Source organism: Corynebacterium sp. H127 (genome assembly GCF_037482665.1).
Classification (GTDB): Bacteria; Actinomycetota; Actinomycetes; order Mycobacteriales; family Mycobacteriaceae; genus Corynebacterium.
Genome location: NZ_JBBHKY010000001.1, coordinates 406,685 through 425,930, shown reverse-complemented (window position 1 = coordinate 425,930; position 19,246 = coordinate 406,685). Strand labels below are relative to the sequence as shown.

Here is a 19,246-nt window from a genome sequence, read left to right as displayed (position 1 = left end):
CCGAACTTAGCTTTCGAGTCTACTGGCTATCCGGAGTGCTCTCAGCAACGGGAGTGGCCGGAGCTTCTTCCGCTGCTGTTGCGCTGTCTCTTGCTGGAACTGGCGGTGTCATCTGCTTCAGCAACATGGCGCTGCGACCAGGGACGACCAGATGGCCCGTAGCTTCGAAAACCTCGTCACTCAGTGGGATTCCGGTTTGCTCCGTCGTGTCGATCTGGAGCTTCCAGCTTCCGCCGAGACGAGCGTCCGGCAGGGTGAAGTCGATGTCCTCATGGTAGGCGTTGAAGCAAAGCAGGTAGGAATCGTCGACCACGCGCTGCCCACGGTCATCTGGCTCAGCAATGGCGTTACCGTTGAGGTAGACCATGATCGACTTGCCGGAGGTAAAACCCCAGTCCTCATGAGTCATGAGGCGTCCTTCTGGGTTCAGCCACGCGATATCGCGCTCGGGCATGTCATCGCCGAGTGGACCGCCCGCGAGGAAGCGGCGACGTCGGAACACAGGGTGGTCGCGGCGGATCTCGAGGAGTCGCTGGGTAAAGGAGATGAGGTCGTGGTTGTCTTCGACCTGAGTCCAGTCGATCCAAGACAGTTCGGAGTCTTGGCAGTAGACGTTGTTATTGCCCTGTTGTGTGCGTCCCATTTCATCGCCGTGTGCGATCATCGGGGTGCCTTGAGAGAGCAGGAGAGTGGTCAGGAAGTTACGGCGTTGCTGGCGGCGTAGTTTGAGGATTTCTGGATCCTCAGTGGGTCCCTCGGTGCCGCAGTTCCACGAGCGGTTGTGGGATTCTCCGTCGCGGCCACCCTCACCGTTGGCGTCGTTGTGCTTTTCGTTGTAGCTGACCAGGTCATTCAGGGTGAAACCGTCATGCGCGGTCACAAAGTTGATGGATGCGGTAGGGCGACGGCCGTTGTTGGCGTACAAATCGGAAGAGCCGGTGAGTCGGGATGCGAATTCTCCGAGGGTAGCTGGCTCGCCACGCCAGAAGTCGCGCATGGTGTCGCGGTATTTGCCGTTCCATTCGGTCCACAGCGGCGGGAAGTTGCCGACTTGGTAACCGCCTTCGCCGATGTCCCAGGGCTCTGCGATGAGTTTGACCTGGGAGACGATGGGGTCCTGTTGGACGAGGTCGAAGAATGCCGAGAGGCGATCGACGTCGTGTAACTCGCGGGCGAGGGTGGATGCGAGGTCGAAGCGGAAGCCGTCGACATGCATCTCGGAGACCCAGTACCGCAGGGAGTCCATGATCAGCTGCAGCGAGTGTGGGTGACGCACATTCAGAGAGTTACCGGTGCCGGTGTAGTCCATGTAGTGCTGGCGGTCGCCGTCAACCAAGCGATAGTAGGCCTCATTGTCAATGCCGCGGAAAGCGATGGTCGGGCCCATGTGGTTGCCTTCGGCGGTGTGGTTGTACACCACGTCGAGGATGACTTCGATGCCTGCCTCGTGGAAAGCGCGCACCATTCCCTTGAATTCCGAGACCGCGCCTCCGGGCTTGGTAGCGGCGGCGTAGTCCTGGTGTGGTGCGAAGAAACCGAAAGTGTTGTAACCCCAGTAGTTACGCAGTCCGAGGTCGCGCAGACGGTCATCCTGCAGGAATTGATGGACCGGCATGAGCTCGATGGCGGTGATACCGAGGTCTTTTAGATAGTTAATGATGGCCGGGTGTGCGAGACCGGCGTAGGTGCCACGCAGTTCTGCCGGGACATCAGGGTGCGTCATCGTCATGCCCTTGACATGAGCCTCGTAGATCACGGTCTCGTGGTACGGGGTCTTCGGGGCGCGATCGTTGGCCCAATCGAAGAACGGGTTGATAACCACGGAGCGCATGGTGTGGAGCAAGGAGTCTTCAGTGTTGCGCGCGTTGGGATCATCAGGGTTGTTGATGTCGTAGGAGAACAAAGACTGGTGGCCGTCAAACTCGCCGTCGAAAGCCTTGGCATAAGGATCTACGAGGAGCTTATTGGGATCGCAGCGGTGACCATTGGCAGGATCATAAGGACCGTAAACGCGGTAGCCATAGCGTTGTCCAGGCTGTACGCCAGGAAGATAACAATGCCAAATGTGGGCATCTACTTCTTCAAGATCGATGCGCTCTTCGTTTTGATCGCGGTCGATGAGACACAGCTCAACCTTCTCGGCAACATCCGAGAACAGCGCGAAGTTTGTTCCCGCCCCGTCATAGGTGGAACCGAGTGGGTATGCGTCTCCGGGCCAGATTTGTCGGGTGGTTGTCTGAGGTTCAGTCATGTGAAATACCTTACCTAGCCAAGGACAGAAACACCCGCCAGGATTAGTTCAAGACCAGCATGGAATTGTTTCTCGTAACTGCTTTCAGCTGCAGCTTGGGCGCCAATCGCTGCCTGCAATTGCTTCGTTGATTGCTCGTGCATCGTCGCTCCCATTATGAAGTTCAACAAGGTAATGGCGACGGTTTGTGACGTGTCAGGAGGCATTTTGCTCAAAGTATCGGTGGCATTCAGGGCGTCGATAAGCTGCTGTGCCATGGTGCCGACGGGCAGCGCAGCACTGACAACTTCGGCGCCGTCACGATGGGCGATCATTGTGGCCCGCAGGCGTGCACATAACTCCAGCGCCGACTGCTTTTCGACGCCCGCAGTATCCAAAACCGGTGCCAAGATCTGCGCTGCGATCGCTTCGATCAGGGACTGCTTGTTGGGGATATGCCAGTAGAGGGCGCCGGGCACCACCTTGAGATGTTTCGCTAGCCGACGCATGGTCATATCGCCCAAGCCATACTCGTCAAGAATCTCGATCGCTGCCGTAATTATGCTCTCGCGGGTTAATTGCACGGCTTCCAGAATAGATGGTGCGCAGACATTGTGGTGTGGAGGCCGGTCACACTTAGATTGGTGCCGGTGGCTGAAGTTGAGTTGTGCCTTTACACTGGAATGACTTTCATCTCAGGTTAGATCTATTTCAAGGAGTTTCCGCGATCGTGAATGCAGCGCTTAAGACACAAAAGTCCACGGCCATTCTGATGGGCGTGTGCGCGGTCACCGCTTTTGCGCTCACCGCCTGTGGCGATGAAAAGGACGTGGACGCAGTTGCGCAGAGCACTGCAGCGGCTAGTGCAAGCAGCTCAAGCGCTGCTGTGGCAGCTGCTACGACGACGGCACCCGTGAATACGGCGGAGCCTACTGCTGAGGTAACTCCAGTTGAAACTGCGGAGCAAGGGCCGAATGCAGATGGTGGTCTGCCGCAACAGCCTGCTGATTCGGTACAGGTGGAGCCGCTGGCAGGTGGTCGGCCAGCGAGCGACGAAGAAGTTGCGGACCTTACCGCGATGCTCAAGCGCCAAGAGGAACAAACCACCCTGCACGGCTACATGAACACCTTCGTGGACAGTATGTGTTCTGAGCTCATTAATGAAAAGGGAGGGCCTGAGGCCTTCAGTCTGCAAGGCGTTCCAGATGCGCCGTTGGCGCAGATTCCGGGCTACCAGCAGGACGCGACGAAGGTAACTGGCGTGAACAACATGATCGTTGACGGGGATTCGGCATCCGCGGCGGTTACTACCGTCACCGGTGCTGGAGAATCCGCGACGAACACAATGCGATTCCGCTCCGAGCAGGGGCAATGGAAGTTGTGCCGTTAGGGGAGATTGTGAGAACCACCCAATCTTGAACACAGTTCAAGTTGCGGTGTAGTGTGAGCGTGTACACAATTTGCGCGCTGCCTAGTTCAGCGCTGCCATCCCCACGCACCTAAGGATCAAGCAGCCCATGACCACCGCGACCGTTGACGCCACCCGCACCGACATTCTTCAACTGGCCCGAACCAAAGTACTGGAACGCGGCGAAGGACTGAACAAGGAAGAAACCCTTGCCGTACTGCAGCTCGACGAGGAAAAAATCCCCGAACTGCTCGAGCTGGCTCACGAGGTCCGCCTGAACTGGTGTGGCGAAGAAGTTGAGATGGAGGGAATCATTTCCCTCAAGACCGGCGGCTGTCCGGAAGACTGCCACTTCTGTTCGCAATCCGGGCTCTTTGATTCCCCAGTGCGCTCAGCATGGCTGGATATTCCTGCTCTCGTAGACGCTGCCAAGCAAACCGCCAAGACTGGCGCCACGGAGTTCTGCATTGTCGCTGCGGTTAAGGGGCCCGACGAGAAGCTCATTCAACAACTGGAACAAGCAGTCGCCGCAATCAAGTCCGAGGTAGACATCGAGGTGGCTGCCTCCATCGGTATCCTCACCCAAGAACAGGTCGACCGGCTGGCCAAGGCCGGGGTGCACCGCTATAACCACAACCTGGAAACTGCGCGCTCCTTCTTTCCAAACGTAGTGACCACTCATTCCTGGGAATCTCGACGCGCCACCCTTGCAATGGTTGCCGATGCCGGGATGGAAGTCTGCTCCGGTGGCATCCTAGGGATGGGAGAGACCCTGGAGCAGCGTGCGGAGTTCGCCCAAGATCTCGCAGAGCTCCAGCCCACAGAAGTCCCAATGAACTTCCTTGACCCACGCCCGGGCACCCCCTTCGCTGACCGGGAAGTGATGCCTGCACCGGACGCACTGCGTGCAATCGGTGCCTTCCGACTCGCGCTGCCAAAAACGATCCTTCGTTTCGCAGGCGGGCGAGAGCTCACTCTCGGCGACCTAGGGGTAGAGCAGGGGCTGCTTGGCGGTATCAACGCCATCATCGTGGGCAACTACCTCACCACGCTCGGACGACCACTCGAACAAGACCTAGATATGATGGGCAAGCTGCGTCTGCCTATCAAAGCCCTCAACGCAACGGTCTAGGGTGTTCGTGTGAGAACTCCGAACAATACCGAGTTGTTAGAAGCCCTGCTCACCGGTGCTGCGCCGAAGTTTCACCCGAACACCGGCGAGCAGATCCCTGCAGCAGGAGAGTTGAAGATCCAGCTTTCCCCTAGCGCACGTGCCGGACTGGAAGCTCCGCGTTACTGCCAAATCTGTGGCCGTCGAATAGTGGTGCAGGTGCGGCCTGATGGGTGGGATGCTAGCTGCTCGCGGCACGGCGCAGTCGATTCCAAATTTCTCGAGCGCTAAACTCGGTGGCACTATGAACGCCACCGCCACCTCAGACTCCCGACTTCGAGTACCGCCGATCATCGGTTTCTATGCTCAAGTTTTCCTCGTCACCATGGTGATGTTTGGCCTCGGTGGCGTGGGGTGGGGGTTGTGGCGGCCGTCGATTAGCGGAACGGTAAGCGACGGCGGCAGCGTTGAACTCACAGACCCCGCTCAAAGCGCCACTAATCCCGAGTTCAGCACCTTCGCTGTGCTTGCCATGCTCTGCGCTGGCCTCGGTTTGATCGTCGGCATCTTCGCCGCCAAGCGCGCGAGGCAAAATCTTGGGGTTATGACCATGCTGTGGACCAGCTGCGTGGCGTGGCTCGGCGCGCTCGTGTGCTACTTCCTTGGGACGCAGCTGGCACAGCACCTGGTAGGAACACCAGACCTAGATACCCTGCAGATCGGCTCCGTTATTACCTACCTGCCCGCCATTAGGCCCGGAATCGGGCTGCTGTTAGCGCCATATACTGCGATGTTTGGCTTTTGGGCGTCGGCAGCTTTTGCACTGACAGAGACGGGATCGCACACCCAGCTGGCAGCCGAAGAACCGCATGCTAACGTTTCACATTGATTGTATTTTTACTGTTTAGCGACGAAGGGGCAGTGCGGACATGTCAGCACCTACTTCACGCCACAGTCGGCTCAAACGAATCGATTCGCCACTTCGTGGCGCAGTGACCAGCACTGATAATGGGTACACGGGAGTCGTCGCAGACGAGGCTTGGCGCCAAGAAATCCAGCGACTCAAAGAGCTGCGCGGCGCCGTCATCTTGGCTCACAATTATCAGTTACCCGAGATCCAAGACATTGCAGATTACACCGGTGATTCGCTTGCGCTTTCTCGTATCGCCGCTGACACGGATGCGGATCTCATCGTCTTTTGTGGCGTGCACTTCATGGCAGAAACCGCAAAAATCTTATCGCCTGAAAAGACCGTCCTGATTCCGGATGCGGCAGCCGGATGTTCCCTGGCAGATTCCATCACCGCAGAGCAGCTGCAGGAGTGGAAATCGGAACACCCGGGGGCGGTGGTCGTGTCTTATGTCAACACCACTGCCGCGGTGAAGGCGCTGACGGATGTCTGCTGCACCTCATCAAATGCCGTCGATGTGGTGGCTGCCATCGATCCCGAAACTGAAATCTTGTTTTGTCCGGATCAATTCCTCGGTGCGCATGTCATCAGAGAGACCGGACGAAAGAACGTGCGGACTTGGGCCGGTGAATGCCATGTTCATGCGGGCATCAGTGCCCGCCAACTCGAAGATGCCGTGCACGCCTATCCACATTCCGAATTGTTCATCCACCCCGAGTGCGGCTGTGCTAACTCCGCGATATATCTCGCCGGAGCAGGAGACATCGACTCTAAGCGAGTACACATGTTGTCTACCGGAGATATGCTGGCCTCGGCCCCGACGGTGGCAAGTGGCGGCACTGTCCTCGTAGCAACAGAACTCGGCATGCTGCATCAACTCAAAAAGGCAGCGCCAAACGTAGACTTTCAGCCGGTCAATCATCGAGCCGAATGCGGCTTCATGAAGATGATCACCCCGGCTGCACTGCTGAAGTGCTTGGCCGACGGCACTGATGAAGTGGATGTTCCAGAGAAGTTGGCCACACTGGCGCGGGCCAGCGTGACCAGAATGATTGCGATCGGAAAGCCAGGCGGTGGCGAATAATGCCAGAACTAGTACTCGATATGGAAAACGCACGCCGGGTAATTGCAGTCGCGCTGGCAGAAGACCTCGCTCATGGCCCGGATATCACCACGATGGCTACCGTTGGTGAGACACAGCGCAGCGTCGCCCACATAGTGAGCCGCGAGCCAGGTGTAATAGCTGGAACTGCGCTTATTGCTGCCACCTTGGAGCTGGTGGATCCAGACATGTCCTTTGACCTTAGGGTGCACGTGTCCGACGGTGAAAAGGTCGCCGCTGACGAGCGGGTTGCCACCATCGAATGCCCCACAGCGCAGTTGCTCACCGCAGAACGTACGCTGCTGAACCTCATAACTCATCTCAGTGGGGTGGCTACCGGAACGGCAGCCTGGGTCGGCGCAGTCAGCGGAACCAAGACTAAGATCCGCGATTCCCGCAAAACTCTTCCAGGTATGCGAGAGTTGCAAAAATATGCGGTGCGGGCCGGAGGCGGTGAAAACCACCGCATGGGCTTGGGTGATTGCGCAATGATCAAGGACAATCATGTTGCTGCCGCCGGATCTGTCTCGGAGGCGTTGCGTCGAGTCCGGCACGATTATCCTGACACGTGGTGTGAGGTGGAGGTGGATACCTTGGCGCAGTTGGACGAGTTGCTCACCGTCAACCCCGATGAGATCCTGCTGGACAATTTCGATCTTTGGGAGGTCCAAGTCGCGGTACAGCGTCGGAACGCGCTCTCTCCGGACACCTTGCTCGAAGTTTCCGGAGGTCTCACCCTTGATCGCGCGGCCGATGTCGCCCGATGCGGGGTGGACTATCTCGCGGTTGGGTCGCTGACGCATTCAGTTCGGGCGCTAGATTTAGGGCTCGACTTCGAATAAGCCCTCTGCTGCCTATTGTTCGGGCCAGTGCACTGCCGAGGAGCCGCTGATCTCCACACTGAGTAGGTCAATGGCCTTCAGGATCGCTTGGGTGGAGTCGTTCACGACTTCAGCCAGCTGATCCGCGGTAAGACCATAGGAGGTGGGCAGGGCACATTCCACCCGAAGCTGCAATCCTTCTTCTTCCTCTACCCACAGGGCACGCGTCCACGTTGAGGTACGGTTCCAGTCATTGCTGATCAGGAACGCCTTTAAATGTTGCTCGGCGGGAAAGCTGCAGTCCCAGTGTCCGCGCAACAAAATCGACGGCCCGTTGTCAATGAAGGCCGCCATCAGGATGTTGTTGATCCCCGTGATGATGAAGTCCTCGTGCTTTTCCACGTTGTCAATGCCGCGTTTTGCCCACGCGGAGGCGATGAGATCGATGGAAACTTCTTCCAGCTCCTCGCTGAATACCGCTGGTGGTTCTGCGGAATCCAGGAATAGTTCCATCGTGGTGGGATCTTCGAAATGCGTGTCGGGATCGCCGTCGATGTTGCGCGGATGCAGCAGCGGTTGGCGCAGCGCTTTGTCGTCGTCGCGGGCTGCGATGAGGTCGTCGAAGGAGAAGATGTTATCTCCGAGTTGCTCGATGAGCTGAGTCATCGCCATCTCGGTAACTTCGCAGCTGCGGAGCATGAAGTCGCTTACCTGGGCAAAGGATGCCCCGGCGGCCAAAGGGAAGTAGGTACTGAATTTGAGGGTCAAGTCACCGTCATCCGTCATATACATGGCGGCCGAAGGGTTGATCCGTTCGGAATTCCAGGTTTCCACGAATGTGACAACCTGATCCATGAGGGCCATGTTGATAGGGCACCGGAGCTCGGAAATGCACAGAATTGCTGGCCTAGGGTGGGTGACGATGGCAAAGAGCTGCCGGTGAAATTCCCAGGGCGCGAGAATACGGTCAGCGCCTTCAATGATGTTGATTCCGATGTGCGCTGCCGCAGCTACCAGGGTGTCAATGGTGGGGAACATGACTATATCCCCAGGGTCCTCGCTGTATTGTCCGCCTGGATCAAATATGAACTCGGATCCGTCGTCTGCACTGAGGTCGGCCATGATCGTTCCTCCTCTCCACGCCGGCTGTATAGTTTGCAGCAAGTTGGAAACTATACTGACTTTGGCGGTACTCGGCCTGCTGTGCCCCTGAAATGGGCCAACCAGCCGATTAAGTCACCACGAGTTTAAGGTATGAGCCCCGCCAACACCTAGAATGAACTAGATCTACCAGTATGCCAGTCCAACGACCAGCCCTTGAAACTAGGAGGCTAAACCTGATGCTAAGCACCATTGATGTGCGGGGACAGCAGGCCAGCTTGAGTGTGTTGCGACGCACCCTGCCACGCGCCCAAATGGATGTCGATGCTGTGCACGACACGGTGCGGCCGATCGTTGACGATATCAAACAGCGTGGCGCCGCTGCGGCTCTGGAATATGGTCAGAAATTTGATGGGGTGACGCCACAGTCCGTGTTAGTACCGGCGGACGTCGTCAAGCAAGCGCTGTCCACCCTGGACCCTGCAATCAAGCGAGCTTTGCAAACCGCCATTGATCGGGTGCGCACAGTGCATGCAGCGCAGAAGCCCGCGGGAGGAACGGTCACGCTCGGGGACGGCGCCGTCGTCCGCGAGGAATTTGTGCCGGTGCAGCGCGTAGGGCTGTATGTTCCTGGTGGCAACGCAGTGTACCCGTCCTCAGTGATCATGAATGTAGTTCCGGCGCAGGAAGCTGGCGTGGAATCGCTCGTCGTCGCCTCGCCGCCGCAACAAGACTGTGGTGGCTGGCCGCACCCGACTATTCTTGCCGCCTGTGCGCTCCTAGGCGTCGAGGAGATCTGGGCCGTCGGTGGAGCACAAGCGGTAGCGCTGCTTGCCTACGGTGACGCAGCCCTCGACCCCGTGGATATGATTACCGGACCGGGAAACATCTTCGTCACCGCCGCCAAGCGATGCGTGCGCGGTGTAGTGGGAATCGATTCGGAGGCTGGACCGACTGAAATTGCGATCGTCGCCGATGACACCGCCAATCCCGTCTATGTGGCTTACGACCTGATTTCCCAGGCCGAGCACGATGTCATGGCTGCATCCGTGCTCATTACGCCCTCCGAAGAATTTGCGCGCGCCGTGGACCGCGAGATCGAACAGCGCTATGGCGTCACTCGCAACTCCGACCGCGTCGCCCAGGCGCTGAAAGGGGAGCAATCCGGAATTGTGCTTGTCGACGACCTTGACCACGCCATCGCCGTCGCCAATGCCTATGCTGCCGAGCACCTGGAGATCCACACCGCGGACGATGCTTATGTAGCCGCCAACATCCGCAACGCAGGTGCCGTATTCATTGGCGAGTACGCCCCGGTGCCCCTCGGAGATTACGCAGCTGGATCCAACCATGTGCTGCCAACTTCGGGGTCCGCGGCCTATGCTGCAGGCTTGTCCACGCATACCTTCCTCAAGCCGATGCACTTTGTGGAGTACAGCGAAGCTGCCCTTAGAGACATTGGCCCAACCATCATCACGTTGGCTGACGCAGAACAATTGCCAGCACACGGCGAGGCCATCAAGGCCCGCATTCAGGAGCCTTAAAGATGACTTCCCTCAATGATCTTCCGCTGCGCGAGGAACTTCGTGGTCAGTCGGCTTATGGCGCGCCGCAATTGGATGTCGATGTTCGGCTCAACACCAACGAGAATCCGTACCCGCCGTCCCAGGCGCTTATCGACGACCTCGTCGCGGAAGTTGCGAAGACCGCAGCCGACCTCAACCGCTATCCCGAGCGGGATGCAGTAGCGCTCCGTGACGCGTTAGCTGATTATGTTTCGCAGCAAACGGGCGTGGAAGTGACCCGAGAGAACCTGTGGGCCGCCAACGGCTCCAACGAGGTATTGCAGCAGCTCCTGCAAGCCTTCGGAGGGCCTGGTCGCACTGCGATGGGATTCGTTCCTAGTTACTCGATGCACCCGATCCTTACCCAAGGAACCTACACCGAGTTCATCGGGGTGCCGCGCGGGGAGGACTTCCGCATTGATATGGATGCGGCTTTAGCACGAATTGCAGCGGATCAGCCGGACGTTATTTTCGTGACAACGCCGAATAATCCCACCGGAGACGTGACCTCCATAGCGGATATTGAGCGCATCCTCAGCGCAGCGCCGGGCATTGTGATTATCGATGAAGCCTATGCAGAGTTCTCGCCATCCCCATCGGCAACTACCTTACTGGCAAAATATCCTAATAAGCTGGTGGTTTCACGCACCATGAGCAAGGCATTCGACTTTGCGGGGGGTCGGCTTGGCTACTTCGTTGCCGACCCTGCCTTCATCGAAGCTGTGATGCTGGTGCGCTTGCCGTACCACCTATCCACCTTGTCTCAAGCAGCGGCCATCGTGGCGCTGCGCCACCGGAACGACACGCTGGCGACCGTAGCTAAGCTCGCTGCTGAACGCGAGCGCGTCGTTGCTGCGCTGCAAGAGCTGGGCTACACAGTTGTCCCCAGCGAATCCAATTTTGTGTTTTTCGGACCATTCGACGACCAGAAAGCAGCATGGGAGCAGTTCTTAGCTGAGGGTGTTCTGATTCGCGACGTGGGTGTGGCTGGGCACTTGCGCGCTACGATCGGATTACCAGCAGAAAACGATGCCCTGCTCCGGGCCGCAGCGAAGGGAATTTAACATGCGCATTGGCACTGCGACACGGACCACGAGTGAATCGGATATCACTGTGGAGATCAACCTCGACGGCACTGGCCAGGTCAGCATTGACACCGGTGTGCCGTTCTTCGATCACATGCTCACCGCTTTTGGCGTGCACGGCTCCTTCGACCTAAAGGTCCGTGCACAGGGCGATACCCACATCGATGCCCACCACACTGTTGAAGACACCGCCATTGTGCTCGGCCAGGCATTGTTGCAGGCTGTGGGAGACAAGAAGGGGATTCGCCGTTTCGGATCCGCACAGCTGCCGATGGATGAGACGCTGTGCGAAGCGATCATCGATATTTCCGGCCGCCCTTACTTTGTCATGACCGGCGAACCAGAGCATATGGTGCATCAGGTGATCGGCGGCCACTACGCGACCGTCATCAATGAGCACTTCTTTGAAACCCTGGCGCTCAATTCCCGTATTACGCTGCATGTTCGCTGCCACTACGGACGCGATCCGCATCACATTACGGAGGCCGAGTTTAAGGCCGTCGCGCGAGCCTTGCGCGTAGCCACTGAGCTGGATCCACGACAGAGTGGCATCCCGTCCACCAAGGGTGCCCTGTAAGCGATGCAAGAAGTTGTTACAGTGGCTGCTAGTGCCGGTCAGCCCAACTATGCGATTGTCTATCTGCTGTTCATCGTTGCAGGTCTGCTTGTCGGTGGGGCATGGTCGGCATACAAGGCTGAAAACAAGAAAATGACGTACGTGATGGGGCTAGCAGCTGCCATCGCGGTGACCGCCGCAGTGTTGTGGCTGATAGGGGAAATGACTTAAGTGGTGAAGCAGGCGAAGAACCCGACTCTGACTCGAGCGGAATTGGACAACCTGTCCAGCATGTGGAAGAGCCCGGGGTTCCTAGCCACTATCATCGCCGTCGGCGCGGCCTTTGGCAGCTGGTCTTTGCTGCTTCCCATTGTGCCCCTGGCAGTTATTCAGTCAGGTGGATCGAATGCACTCGCCGGGGCTACCACCGGTGTTTTCATGGCCGCGACTGTGATCACCCAAACTTTCACTCCCGGGCTGTGCCGGAAATTCGGTTATGTGCCCGTGATGAGCGTGGCGGCCTTCCTACTCGGAGTGCCAGCTGTTGGTTACGCGCTCGGCGTCAGTATGCTGCCGGTCCTGCTTATCTCCGCGATTCGCGGTGTTGGCTTTGGCGCGCTCACGGTGGCAGAGTCCGCGCTGATCGCGGAGCTCGTGCCTCTTAAATTCCTCGGCAAAGCGTCCGGCATGTTGGGGCTAGCAGTGGGTTTTTCCGAGCTAATTTTTCTGCCTTTGGGTTTGTACCTGGCAGAAAATGTCAGCTTCACCGTGGTGTATGTCCTCGGGGCAGTAGTCGCCCTAGTGGCAGCGCTCATGTGTCTATCTATCCCGCGCATCAAGCCCGAACCCACCGTTCCTGCTCATGCTTTGGAAGAAACTGCAGGGGCTAGCCCGGCGCCACGGGTTGCCACTTGGAAACTGGTCACCGTCCCTGCGATCGGAATTTGCGTGACCTCAATGGGCTTCGGTGTGGTTTCCTCGTTTTTGCCGGCCGCAGTCCGGGAGGCTGATGCACTCAACGGGGCCCTTTTCGCCGGAATTGTGCTCTCCATCGTGGGCGCGGCGCAAATGGTCTTCCGCTATTTGGCCGGGGTAGTGGCAGACCGGCGTGGTGAAGCGGGGCGAGTCATGGCACCAGCGCTCTTTGCTGGAGCCGCAGGCCTAGCGTTGATGTCCGCCACGGTCCTCAATGACTGGCCGGTGTGGTGGCTGTTTGTCGCCGCAATCTTGTACGGCGGCGGTTTTGGCGCGGTGCAGAACGAAGCGCTACTGATGATGTTCACCCGGCTGCCTCGTAACCGAGTATCTGAAGCTTCTGCGCTGTGGAACATTGCCTTTGACTCCGGAACGGGAATCGGATCTTTTGCTCTGGGCTTGGTGGCTACCGCATTTGCCTATTCGGGTGCCTTTGCCACTGCTGCGGGACTAATGCTGCTGGGGCTCGTGGCCACCGTGCTCGATAGCTTCTTGGGACGCCATCGCATTACGGAATCGGGCAATATTCGGGCGCGCCTGCGTCAGGTCAGCGCCGCCCGGCGGATCGCACGACCACGGACGAAGCGGAAGTAGCTAAGATATCCAGCATGAAGAAGATCGCCCTGCTGGATTATGGCTCTGGAAACATTCGCTCGGCACAGCGTGCTCTGGAACATGTCGGGGCTGAAGTCTCCCTGACCAAAGATCCACACGTCGTCCTCGCTGCCGACGGCCTGCTGGTGCCCGGTGTCGGTGCATTTGATGCGTGCATGCGGGGATTGCAAGCAGTGCAGGGGCCTCGTTTGATTGGCGAGCGGCTGGCCGGGGGACGCCCAGTGCTGGGCATCTGCGTAGGTATGCAAATCCTGTTTGACACCGGTGTAGAACACGGTGTGAAGGCAAGCGGTTGTGGCGAATGGCCCGGGACCGTAGAAAAACTACAGGCACAGGTGCTCCCACACATGGGGTGGAATACCGTGGAGGCGCCTGCCGGTTCACCAATGTTTGCGCAGATTGCGCCGGAAGATCGATTCTATTTCGTGCACTCCTATGGTGTGCGTACCTGGGAGTTCGAGGGCGATGGTTTGACCACTGCGCCACAGGTAGCGTGGGCTACGCACGAATCGGATCGCTTTGTTGCGGCCGTCGATAATGGCGCGCTGTGGGCCACACAGTTCCACCCGGAGAAGTCCGGAGATGTTGGGTTGCAGTTGCTTCGAAATTGGGTAGGACAACTATAGGGCGGCAGGCGTAGCAATCGGGATAGACTGCTAACCATGACTTTCACTCTTCTTCCGGCAGTTGACGTAGTTGATGGCCAAGCCGTGCGGCTGCACCAAGGCGAGGCAGGCAGCGAAACCGTGTATGGCACCCCGCTGGAGGCCGCGTTGAACTGGCAGGAACAGGGCGCTCAGTGGCTCCATTTTGTGGACCTAGATGCGGCGTTCGGACGCGGGTCGAATCATGAATTGATGGCTGAGGTCGTCGGCAAGCTTGACATCAATGTCGAGCTCACCGGTGGCATCCGCGATGATGCTTCGCTGGAACGCGCGCTAGGAACCGGTGCGCGCCGGGTGAACATCGGCACTGCTGCGTTGGAGAATCCCGAATGGTGTCGTGGAGTGATCGAAAAGTACGGTGACCGCGTAGCCATCGGGTTGGATGTGCGAGAAGTTGACGGGGAGTGGCGTACCCGTGGCAACGGTTGGGTATCTGACGGCGGCGATCTCTGGGAAGTTCTCGAGCGCCTGACTTGCCAAGGCTGTTCCCGCTTCGTGGTCACGGACGTCTCCAAGGACGGCACCCTGAGTGGCCCTAACATTGACCTCCTGCGTGACGTCGCGGCTGCTACCGATGCCCCTGTCGTCGCCTCCGGCGGCATTTCTAAGCTTGAAGATGTCACCGCACTGGCGCAGTATCGCGCAGAAGGAATCGATTCCGCCATCATCGGCAAGGCCTTGTACGAGGGACGCTTCACGTTGCAGCAAGCCTTAGCCGCGGTGGCCGGCCAATAGGAGTACAACGCTCATGGACGCACGCATGCTGCTCGCCATCGCAGAAGCGGTGGTCGATGATGCCGAACGAATCTTCTTAGCCGGTATGGGCACTGCGGAGCGCGTAGACAAATCCGGTGGGGATTTTGCCACTACCTCAGATCTCAGTATTGAGGCGCTGCTGCGCCGAGAACTCACCGCAATCACCGGAATCCCCGTATACGGCGAGGAGGGCGGTGGCAGCCTCGAGGACGAAGCAGTATGGGTGGTGGACCCCATCGACGGCACCGCGAACTATGTAGCGGGCAATCCGATGTGTGCCATTCTGGTCAGCCTGCTGTACCGCGGTGCCCCCGTGGTAGCGCTCTGCTCGATCCCTGCTTTAGACAAAAGACTCACCGCCTTTGCCGGTTCTCCGCTGCTATTGAACGGAAAACCACAGCCGCCAATTGCACACCCGCATCGGCGGGAAGTGCAGATCGGTTATGGTTCCATCGTGGCCGACAGGAGACACGATATGTCTTCAGCGCTACGCCACGAGTTGTTGGCCAAACTCGCCGATGAAGACACCCGCCTGCGCGTCACAGGCTCAGTCGGGGTGGATCTTGCCTTCGTCGCGCTCGGCATTTTCACCGCAGCGGTGACGTTTAGCCCCTTTGTTTGGGACAACGCTGCTGGGGTCCTCTTGGTCCAAGCAGCCGGCGGCGTGGCCACAGGGCTGGACGGACACCCCTGGCGGATAGGGGCCACCGGTGTTATCGCCGGGGTAGCTGCCAAACACAATGAGATCTTGAGTACCATCGACGAGATCCGGAAAGAGGAGAAGGTGTGACGGTAGCAGTACGCGTAATCGCATGTTTGGATGTCGACGGTGGCCGAGTTGTCAAAGGAGTTAACTTTGACAACCTGCGCGATGCCGGCGATCCAGTGGAGCTTGCGTCCAGATACGGCCAAGAGGGCGTAGACGAGCTCACGTTCCTCGATGTCAGCGCTTCCAAACAAGGCCGGGGCACAATGCTCGACGTAGTGCGTCGCACCGCGGAACAGGTATTTATTCCGTTGACTGTAGGCGGCGGAGTGCGCAGTGCAGCGGATGTGGATGAGTTACTACGTGCTGGTGCGGACAAGGTGAGCATTAACACTTCTGCTATCAGTCGCCCTGAGCTCATTTCAGAGCTCTCCCAGCGCTTCGGCGCCCAGTGCATCGTGCTGAGCGTAGATGCACGCCGGGCAGCGCAGATGCCCAGCGGCTTCGAGGTCACCACGCACGGTGGCACAGTGTCCGCAGGGCTCGATGCCGTCGAGTGGGCACGTCGTGGGGCGGATTTGGGGGCAGGGGAGATCCTGCTCAACTCCATGGATGGTGACGGCACCCAAGATGGGTTTGATGTCGAGCTGATTCACAAGGTGCGGGCAGTGGTGTCTGTCCCGGTGATCGCCTCCGGCGGTGCCGGTAAAGCTGAACACTTCCCACCTGCGGTGGCCGCCGGGGCAGATGCAGTACTCGCTGCTACGATCTTCCACTTTGGCACCGTGACAGTGTCCGAAGTAAAAGACCAGCTTGCCGACGCCGGATATGAGGTGCGTCGATGAGTGATCCGGCTACTTTCGAGCTCGCCCCCGAGCTTGCCGCAAAACTAAGATTCAATGATGCCGGCCTGATCCCGGTCGTCGTCCAGGCTGCGGGCACCCTAGAGGTGTTGATGCTTGCGTGGATGGATGCGCATGCCCTGGCGTATTCCTTGGCAACGCGCCAAGGAACCTATTTCTCCCGATCCCGCAACGAATACTGGATCAAGGGTATGACCTCTGGTCATGTGCAAGAGGTAGTAAGCATAGCTGCAGATTGCGATGGAGATACGTTGTTGATGGTTGTCCGGCAAACTGGCGCCGCCTGCCACACTGGATCCCGCACGTGCTTTGATGATCGGGAACTACCATGCGCAAATTAGCTACTCTTCTGCTTGCCCTTGGCGCAGCCGTGGTGTGGGCGAGTTCGCGACTGACGTGGCTCAGCGTCGCTGCTTTTGACGATAAGTCCGGGGAAGCTGTGCATAATCTGCCGGGGGCGGTGTGGTCTACCGAAATGACGGCCGTTGCCTTGGTGCTGGTAGCTGCTGTCGTCGCAACGCTAGTGCTGCGTCGTATCGCTCGCAGAATCGTCGCCGCCATTGCGGGGCTCGCAGCTATAGGCGCGAGCTGGCACCCGCTGCAATTGCTGACCACTGAACCGGACCCGCAGCGGGTGAAGGATCTGCTTACTTCCGGGGCGGCTTCCCAACAGCAGAATAAACCGATCATCATCACAGATTGGGCTGAGCTCACCAACATTCAGGTGCAGCATCTCGGGCCAGCTTTGGCTTTGCTGGGATGCGCATTGGCGCTGGTCGCTGCAGTACTGCTGGTGATGAAGCCTGGGGAAGACGGAGTGCGTCGCAATGCCTATGAAACCAAGAGAGCTCGCGAGGAACGACTGGAGGCAGACCTAGCCGAAGACCCCGATTCGCCCCGGCTGATGTGGGATGCCCTAGACGCTGATGTAGACCCGACTACCGCACGCCACGATTTTTAAACCGGTAGGGCTAGCGACTAGCCTTAGTTTTGTGCACCAACTTTTCCCTGGGTTTGCAAGCGAGAGGACAGATACTCGTGTCCATCTTTGAGCAGATCATTCAGGGCGTAGTGGAAGATGTCGCCTACCGGGAGTCGTTGGTTCCATTCAAGGAAATCAAGGCGATGTCCAAGGCGGTTGATCCGCCCCGTGACGCTCGCGGCGCCCTCCTGCAACAAGGCTGTGGCGTCATCGCCGAAATCAAGCGTGCCACCCCCTGCCATGGTGTAATCGCTCAGATTGAACGCCCCGCTGAACTCGCTATGCAATTCGAAGCCGGCGGCGCGCGCATGATCGGCTGCCAGACTGAGCGTCGACGATTCATGGGTTCGCTCGAAGATCTCGCTGCCGTGCGTGCAGCGGTGTCCGTACCGGTGATGAGCAAAGACTTCATCGTCGATCCTTACCAGATCCATGAGGCACGCTACTACGGGGCCGACATGGTTCCCCTCATCGTTTCCGCGCTCGACCAGCCTCGACTCGAGTCATTGCTGGATCGCATTGAGTCTCTAGGGATGACGGCGCTTGTAGAGGTGCAAACCCCGGACGACGCCTCGCGGGCCATCCAGGCCGGAGCCTCGGTTGTAGGCGTGAACGCCCGCAACCTTCATTCCATGACGATGAACCCCAAAGCATTTGGTGAGATCGCTCCTGGGCTTCCGAGAGAGACGATTCGTGTGGCCTTATCCGGGGTACGCACCCCCAAGGACTTGCGTTGGTATTCCAGTGCTGGTGCTGATGCTGTGGTGATCGGGGAAAGCCTGGTGACAGCTCCAGAGCCACTCCGGCTGGTGCGCACGATGGTTGCCGTCGGCCAGCATCCCGCCACTCCGACCACGCGCTAATCCTGGGGTAGTGGCAGCGCGTATCCCATCTTTAGGGCACACTAGTTGCGTGATGAATCTCGCGTACCTACCTTCGCCGCCGCAAGGGGTGTGGCACCTCGGTGGCATTCCGATCCGCGCCTATGCGCTCTGCATTGTTGCCGGAATCCTCGTGGCAATCTGGCTGACGAAGCGACGCTACCTAGCCCGTGGCGGTAATCCAGATGTCGTGTTGGACGCGGCACTCATTGCTGTCCCGGCCGGAATTATCGGTGGCCGAATCTACCATGTGATCACTGATAATGATCAATATTTTTGTGACACGTGCAACCCAGTCGATGCGCTCAAGGTGACGAACGGTGGCCTGGGAATTTGGGGAGCAGTAGCTCTCGGTGTGCTGTGCGTGTGGGTGATGATGCGCGTCCGGAAACTGCCCTTCGCACCGCTTCTCGACGCCGCCGCCCCCGGGATCATCTTGGCCCAAGCCATTGGACGGTTGGGGAACTACTTCAACCAAGAGCTCTACGGTGGCCCGACCACCTTGCCGTGGGGCTTAGAGATCTACTACCGCGTGGATGCTAACGGTGCGCTGGCGCCGCTGACCGGCCGTTCTACCGGTGAAGTGATCGATGTGGTGCACCCGACTTTTCTGTATGAGCTGATCTGGAACGTACTGATTTGCCTCTTGTTGCTTTGGGCTGACAAGCAATTCGATCTGGATCGTGGCCGAGTCTTCTGGCTCTACGTTGCGGGCTATACCGCGGGCCGCTTCTGGATCGAGCTCATGCGCAGTGATCCGGCGACGCTCATCCTTGGCCAACGCGTGAATACTTTCACCTCAGGAATTCTCTTCTTGGTCGCAATTGTGATGTTCTTTTGGTTGGGACGTCGACAAGCAACCAGCGGATCCGACCGCCCTGGGTCACACTTGTAGCCGTGTACCCCCATTAGGA

The 19,246-nt window shown here is 58.5% G+C and carries 22 protein-coding genes; 19 read left to right on the top strand and 3 right to left on the bottom strand.

Features of this window, described 5'->3' with window-relative positions; genetic code table 11:
- Positions 1–19: 19 nt before the first annotated feature.
- Positions 20–2,251, bottom strand: coding sequence for a glycogen debranching protein GlgX (gene glgX, locus WG936_RS02020; protein ID WP_339563727.1), 2,232 nt, complete (start codon positions 2,249–2,251; stop codon positions 20–22).
- Positions 2,252–2,265: 14 nt separating this feature from the next.
- On the bottom strand, positions 2,266–2,814 hold the full coding sequence (locus WG936_RS02015; protein ID WP_339563726.1) for a TetR family transcriptional regulator: 549 nt from the start codon (positions 2,812–2,814) through the stop codon (positions 2,266–2,268).
- 146 nt (positions 2,815–2,960) lie between these two features.
- On the opposite strand from WG936_RS02015, the gene WG936_RS02010 reads away from it, so the two are divergent.
- From WG936_RS02010 to nadC, 6 genes are all read left to right on the top strand, one after another.
- On the top strand, positions 2,961–3,620 hold the full coding sequence (locus tag WG936_RS02010; RefSeq protein ID WP_339571972.1) for a hypothetical protein: 660 nt from the start codon (positions 2,961–2,963) through the stop codon (positions 3,618–3,620).
- A gap of 127 nt (positions 3,621–3,747) precedes the next feature.
- Positions 3,748–4,770 carry a biotin synthase BioB gene (bioB, locus tag WG936_RS02005; protein WP_339571971.1) on the top strand — a complete coding sequence of 341 codons (1,023 nt, stop codon included), beginning with the start codon at positions 3,748–3,750 and terminating at the stop codon, positions 4,768–4,770.
- A 9-nt stretch (positions 4,771–4,779) separates the two neighbouring features.
- A complete protein-coding gene (bsaP, locus tag WG936_RS02000) occupies positions 4,780–5,040 on the top strand; it encodes a biotin synthase auxiliary protein BsaP (RefSeq protein ID WP_339563723.1) in 261 nt (86 codons plus the stop codon).
- 13 nt (positions 5,041–5,053) lie between these two features.
- Positions 5,054–5,638, top strand: coding sequence for a hypothetical protein (locus tag WG936_RS01995; protein ID WP_339563722.1), 585 nt, complete (start codon positions 5,054–5,056; stop codon positions 5,636–5,638).
- 40 nt (positions 5,639–5,678) lie between these two features.
- Positions 5,679–6,743: a quinolinate synthase NadA gene (nadA, locus tag WG936_RS01990; RefSeq protein ID WP_339563721.1), complete on the top strand. Its 1,065-nt coding sequence runs from the start codon at positions 5,679–5,681 to the stop codon at positions 6,741–6,743.
- Complete coding sequence (nadC, locus tag WG936_RS01985) at positions 6,743–7,603, top strand: carboxylating nicotinate-nucleotide diphosphorylase (protein ID WP_339571970.1); 861 nt, start codon at positions 6,743–6,745, stop codon at positions 7,601–7,603. Before nadA ends, nadC begins: the two co-directional genes overlap by 1 nt.
- A 12-nt stretch (positions 7,604–7,615) precedes the next feature.
- Here nadC and WG936_RS01980 read toward each other — a convergent pair whose 3' ends face one another.
- A complete protein-coding gene (locus tag WG936_RS01980) occupies positions 7,616–8,704 on the bottom strand; it encodes a YbjN domain-containing protein (protein ID WP_339563719.1) in 1,089 nt (362 codons plus the stop codon).
- A gap of 218 nt (positions 8,705–8,922) precedes the next feature.
- On the opposite strand from WG936_RS01980, the gene hisD reads away from it, so the two are divergent.
- The 13 genes from hisD to lgt all read left to right on the top strand — a co-directional run bounded on the left by hisD (position 8,923) and on the right by lgt (position 19,227).
- Entirely contained in the window at positions 8,923–10,227 is a 1,305-nt protein-coding gene (gene hisD / locus WG936_RS01975) for a histidinol dehydrogenase (protein WP_339571969.1), read from the top strand.
- Between the two features lie 2 nt (positions 10,228–10,229).
- Entirely contained in the window at positions 10,230–11,312 is a 1,083-nt protein-coding gene (locus tag WG936_RS01970; protein ID WP_339571968.1) for a histidinol-phosphate transaminase, read from the top strand.
- 1 nt (position 11,313) lies between these two features.
- Positions 11,314–11,910, top strand: coding sequence for an imidazoleglycerol-phosphate dehydratase HisB (gene hisB / locus WG936_RS01965; RefSeq protein WP_339563716.1), 597 nt, complete (start codon positions 11,314–11,316; stop codon positions 11,908–11,910).
- A 3-nt stretch (positions 11,911–11,913) separates the two neighbouring features.
- The gene (locus tag WG936_RS01960; protein ID WP_339571967.1) at positions 11,914–12,120 is read left to right on the top strand and encodes a hypothetical protein; all 207 of its coding nucleotides are present in this window, start codon (positions 11,914–11,916) and stop codon (positions 12,118–12,120) included.
- 60 nt (positions 12,121–12,180) lie between these two features.
- On the top strand, positions 12,181–13,458 hold the full coding sequence (locus WG936_RS01955) for an MFS transporter (protein ID WP_339572028.1): 1,278 nt from the start codon (positions 12,181–12,183) through the stop codon (positions 13,456–13,458).
- A 14-nt stretch (positions 13,459–13,472) separates the two neighbouring features.
- Complete coding sequence (gene hisH, locus WG936_RS01950) at positions 13,473–14,105, top strand: imidazole glycerol phosphate synthase subunit HisH (protein WP_339563714.1); 633 nt, start codon at positions 13,473–13,475, stop codon at positions 14,103–14,105.
- A gap of 36 nt (positions 14,106–14,141) precedes the next feature.
- The gene (gene priA, locus WG936_RS01945; protein WP_339563713.1) at positions 14,142–14,879 is read left to right on the top strand and encodes a bifunctional 1-(5-phosphoribosyl)-5-((5-phosphoribosylamino)methylideneamino)imidazole-4-carboxamide isomerase/phosphoribosylanthranilate isomerase PriA; all 738 of its coding nucleotides are present in this window, start codon (positions 14,142–14,144) and stop codon (positions 14,877–14,879) included.
- Between the two features lie 13 nt (positions 14,880–14,892).
- A complete protein-coding gene (locus WG936_RS01940) occupies positions 14,893–15,690 on the top strand; it encodes an inositol monophosphatase family protein (RefSeq protein ID WP_339571966.1) in 798 nt (265 codons plus the stop codon).
- On the top strand, positions 15,687–16,451 hold the full coding sequence (gene hisF / locus WG936_RS01935; RefSeq protein ID WP_339563711.1) for an imidazole glycerol phosphate synthase subunit HisF: 765 nt from the start codon (positions 15,687–15,689) through the stop codon (positions 16,449–16,451). The genes WG936_RS01940 and hisF overlap by 4 nt, the downstream gene beginning before the upstream one ends.
- Positions 16,448–16,810, top strand: a complete 363-nt coding sequence (gene hisI, locus WG936_RS01930; RefSeq protein WP_339563710.1) for a phosphoribosyl-AMP cyclohydrolase — start codon at positions 16,448–16,450, stop codon at positions 16,808–16,810. The genes hisF and hisI overlap by 4 nt, the downstream gene beginning before the upstream one ends.
- Complete coding sequence (locus WG936_RS01925) at positions 16,798–17,430, top strand: TIGR02234 family membrane protein (protein WP_339563709.1); 633 nt, start codon at positions 16,798–16,800, stop codon at positions 17,428–17,430. Before hisI ends, WG936_RS01925 begins: the two co-directional genes overlap by 13 nt.
- A 71-nt stretch (positions 17,431–17,501) precedes the next feature.
- Positions 17,502–18,314: an indole-3-glycerol phosphate synthase TrpC gene (trpC, locus tag WG936_RS01920; RefSeq protein ID WP_339563953.1), complete on the top strand. Its 813-nt coding sequence runs from the start codon at positions 17,502–17,504 to the stop codon at positions 18,312–18,314.
- A 52-nt stretch (positions 18,315–18,366) separates the two neighbouring features.
- Positions 18,367–19,227: a prolipoprotein diacylglyceryl transferase gene (lgt, locus tag WG936_RS01915; RefSeq protein WP_339563952.1), complete on the top strand. Its 861-nt coding sequence runs from the start codon at positions 18,367–18,369 to the stop codon at positions 19,225–19,227.
- Positions 19,228–19,246: the final 19 nt, after the last annotated feature.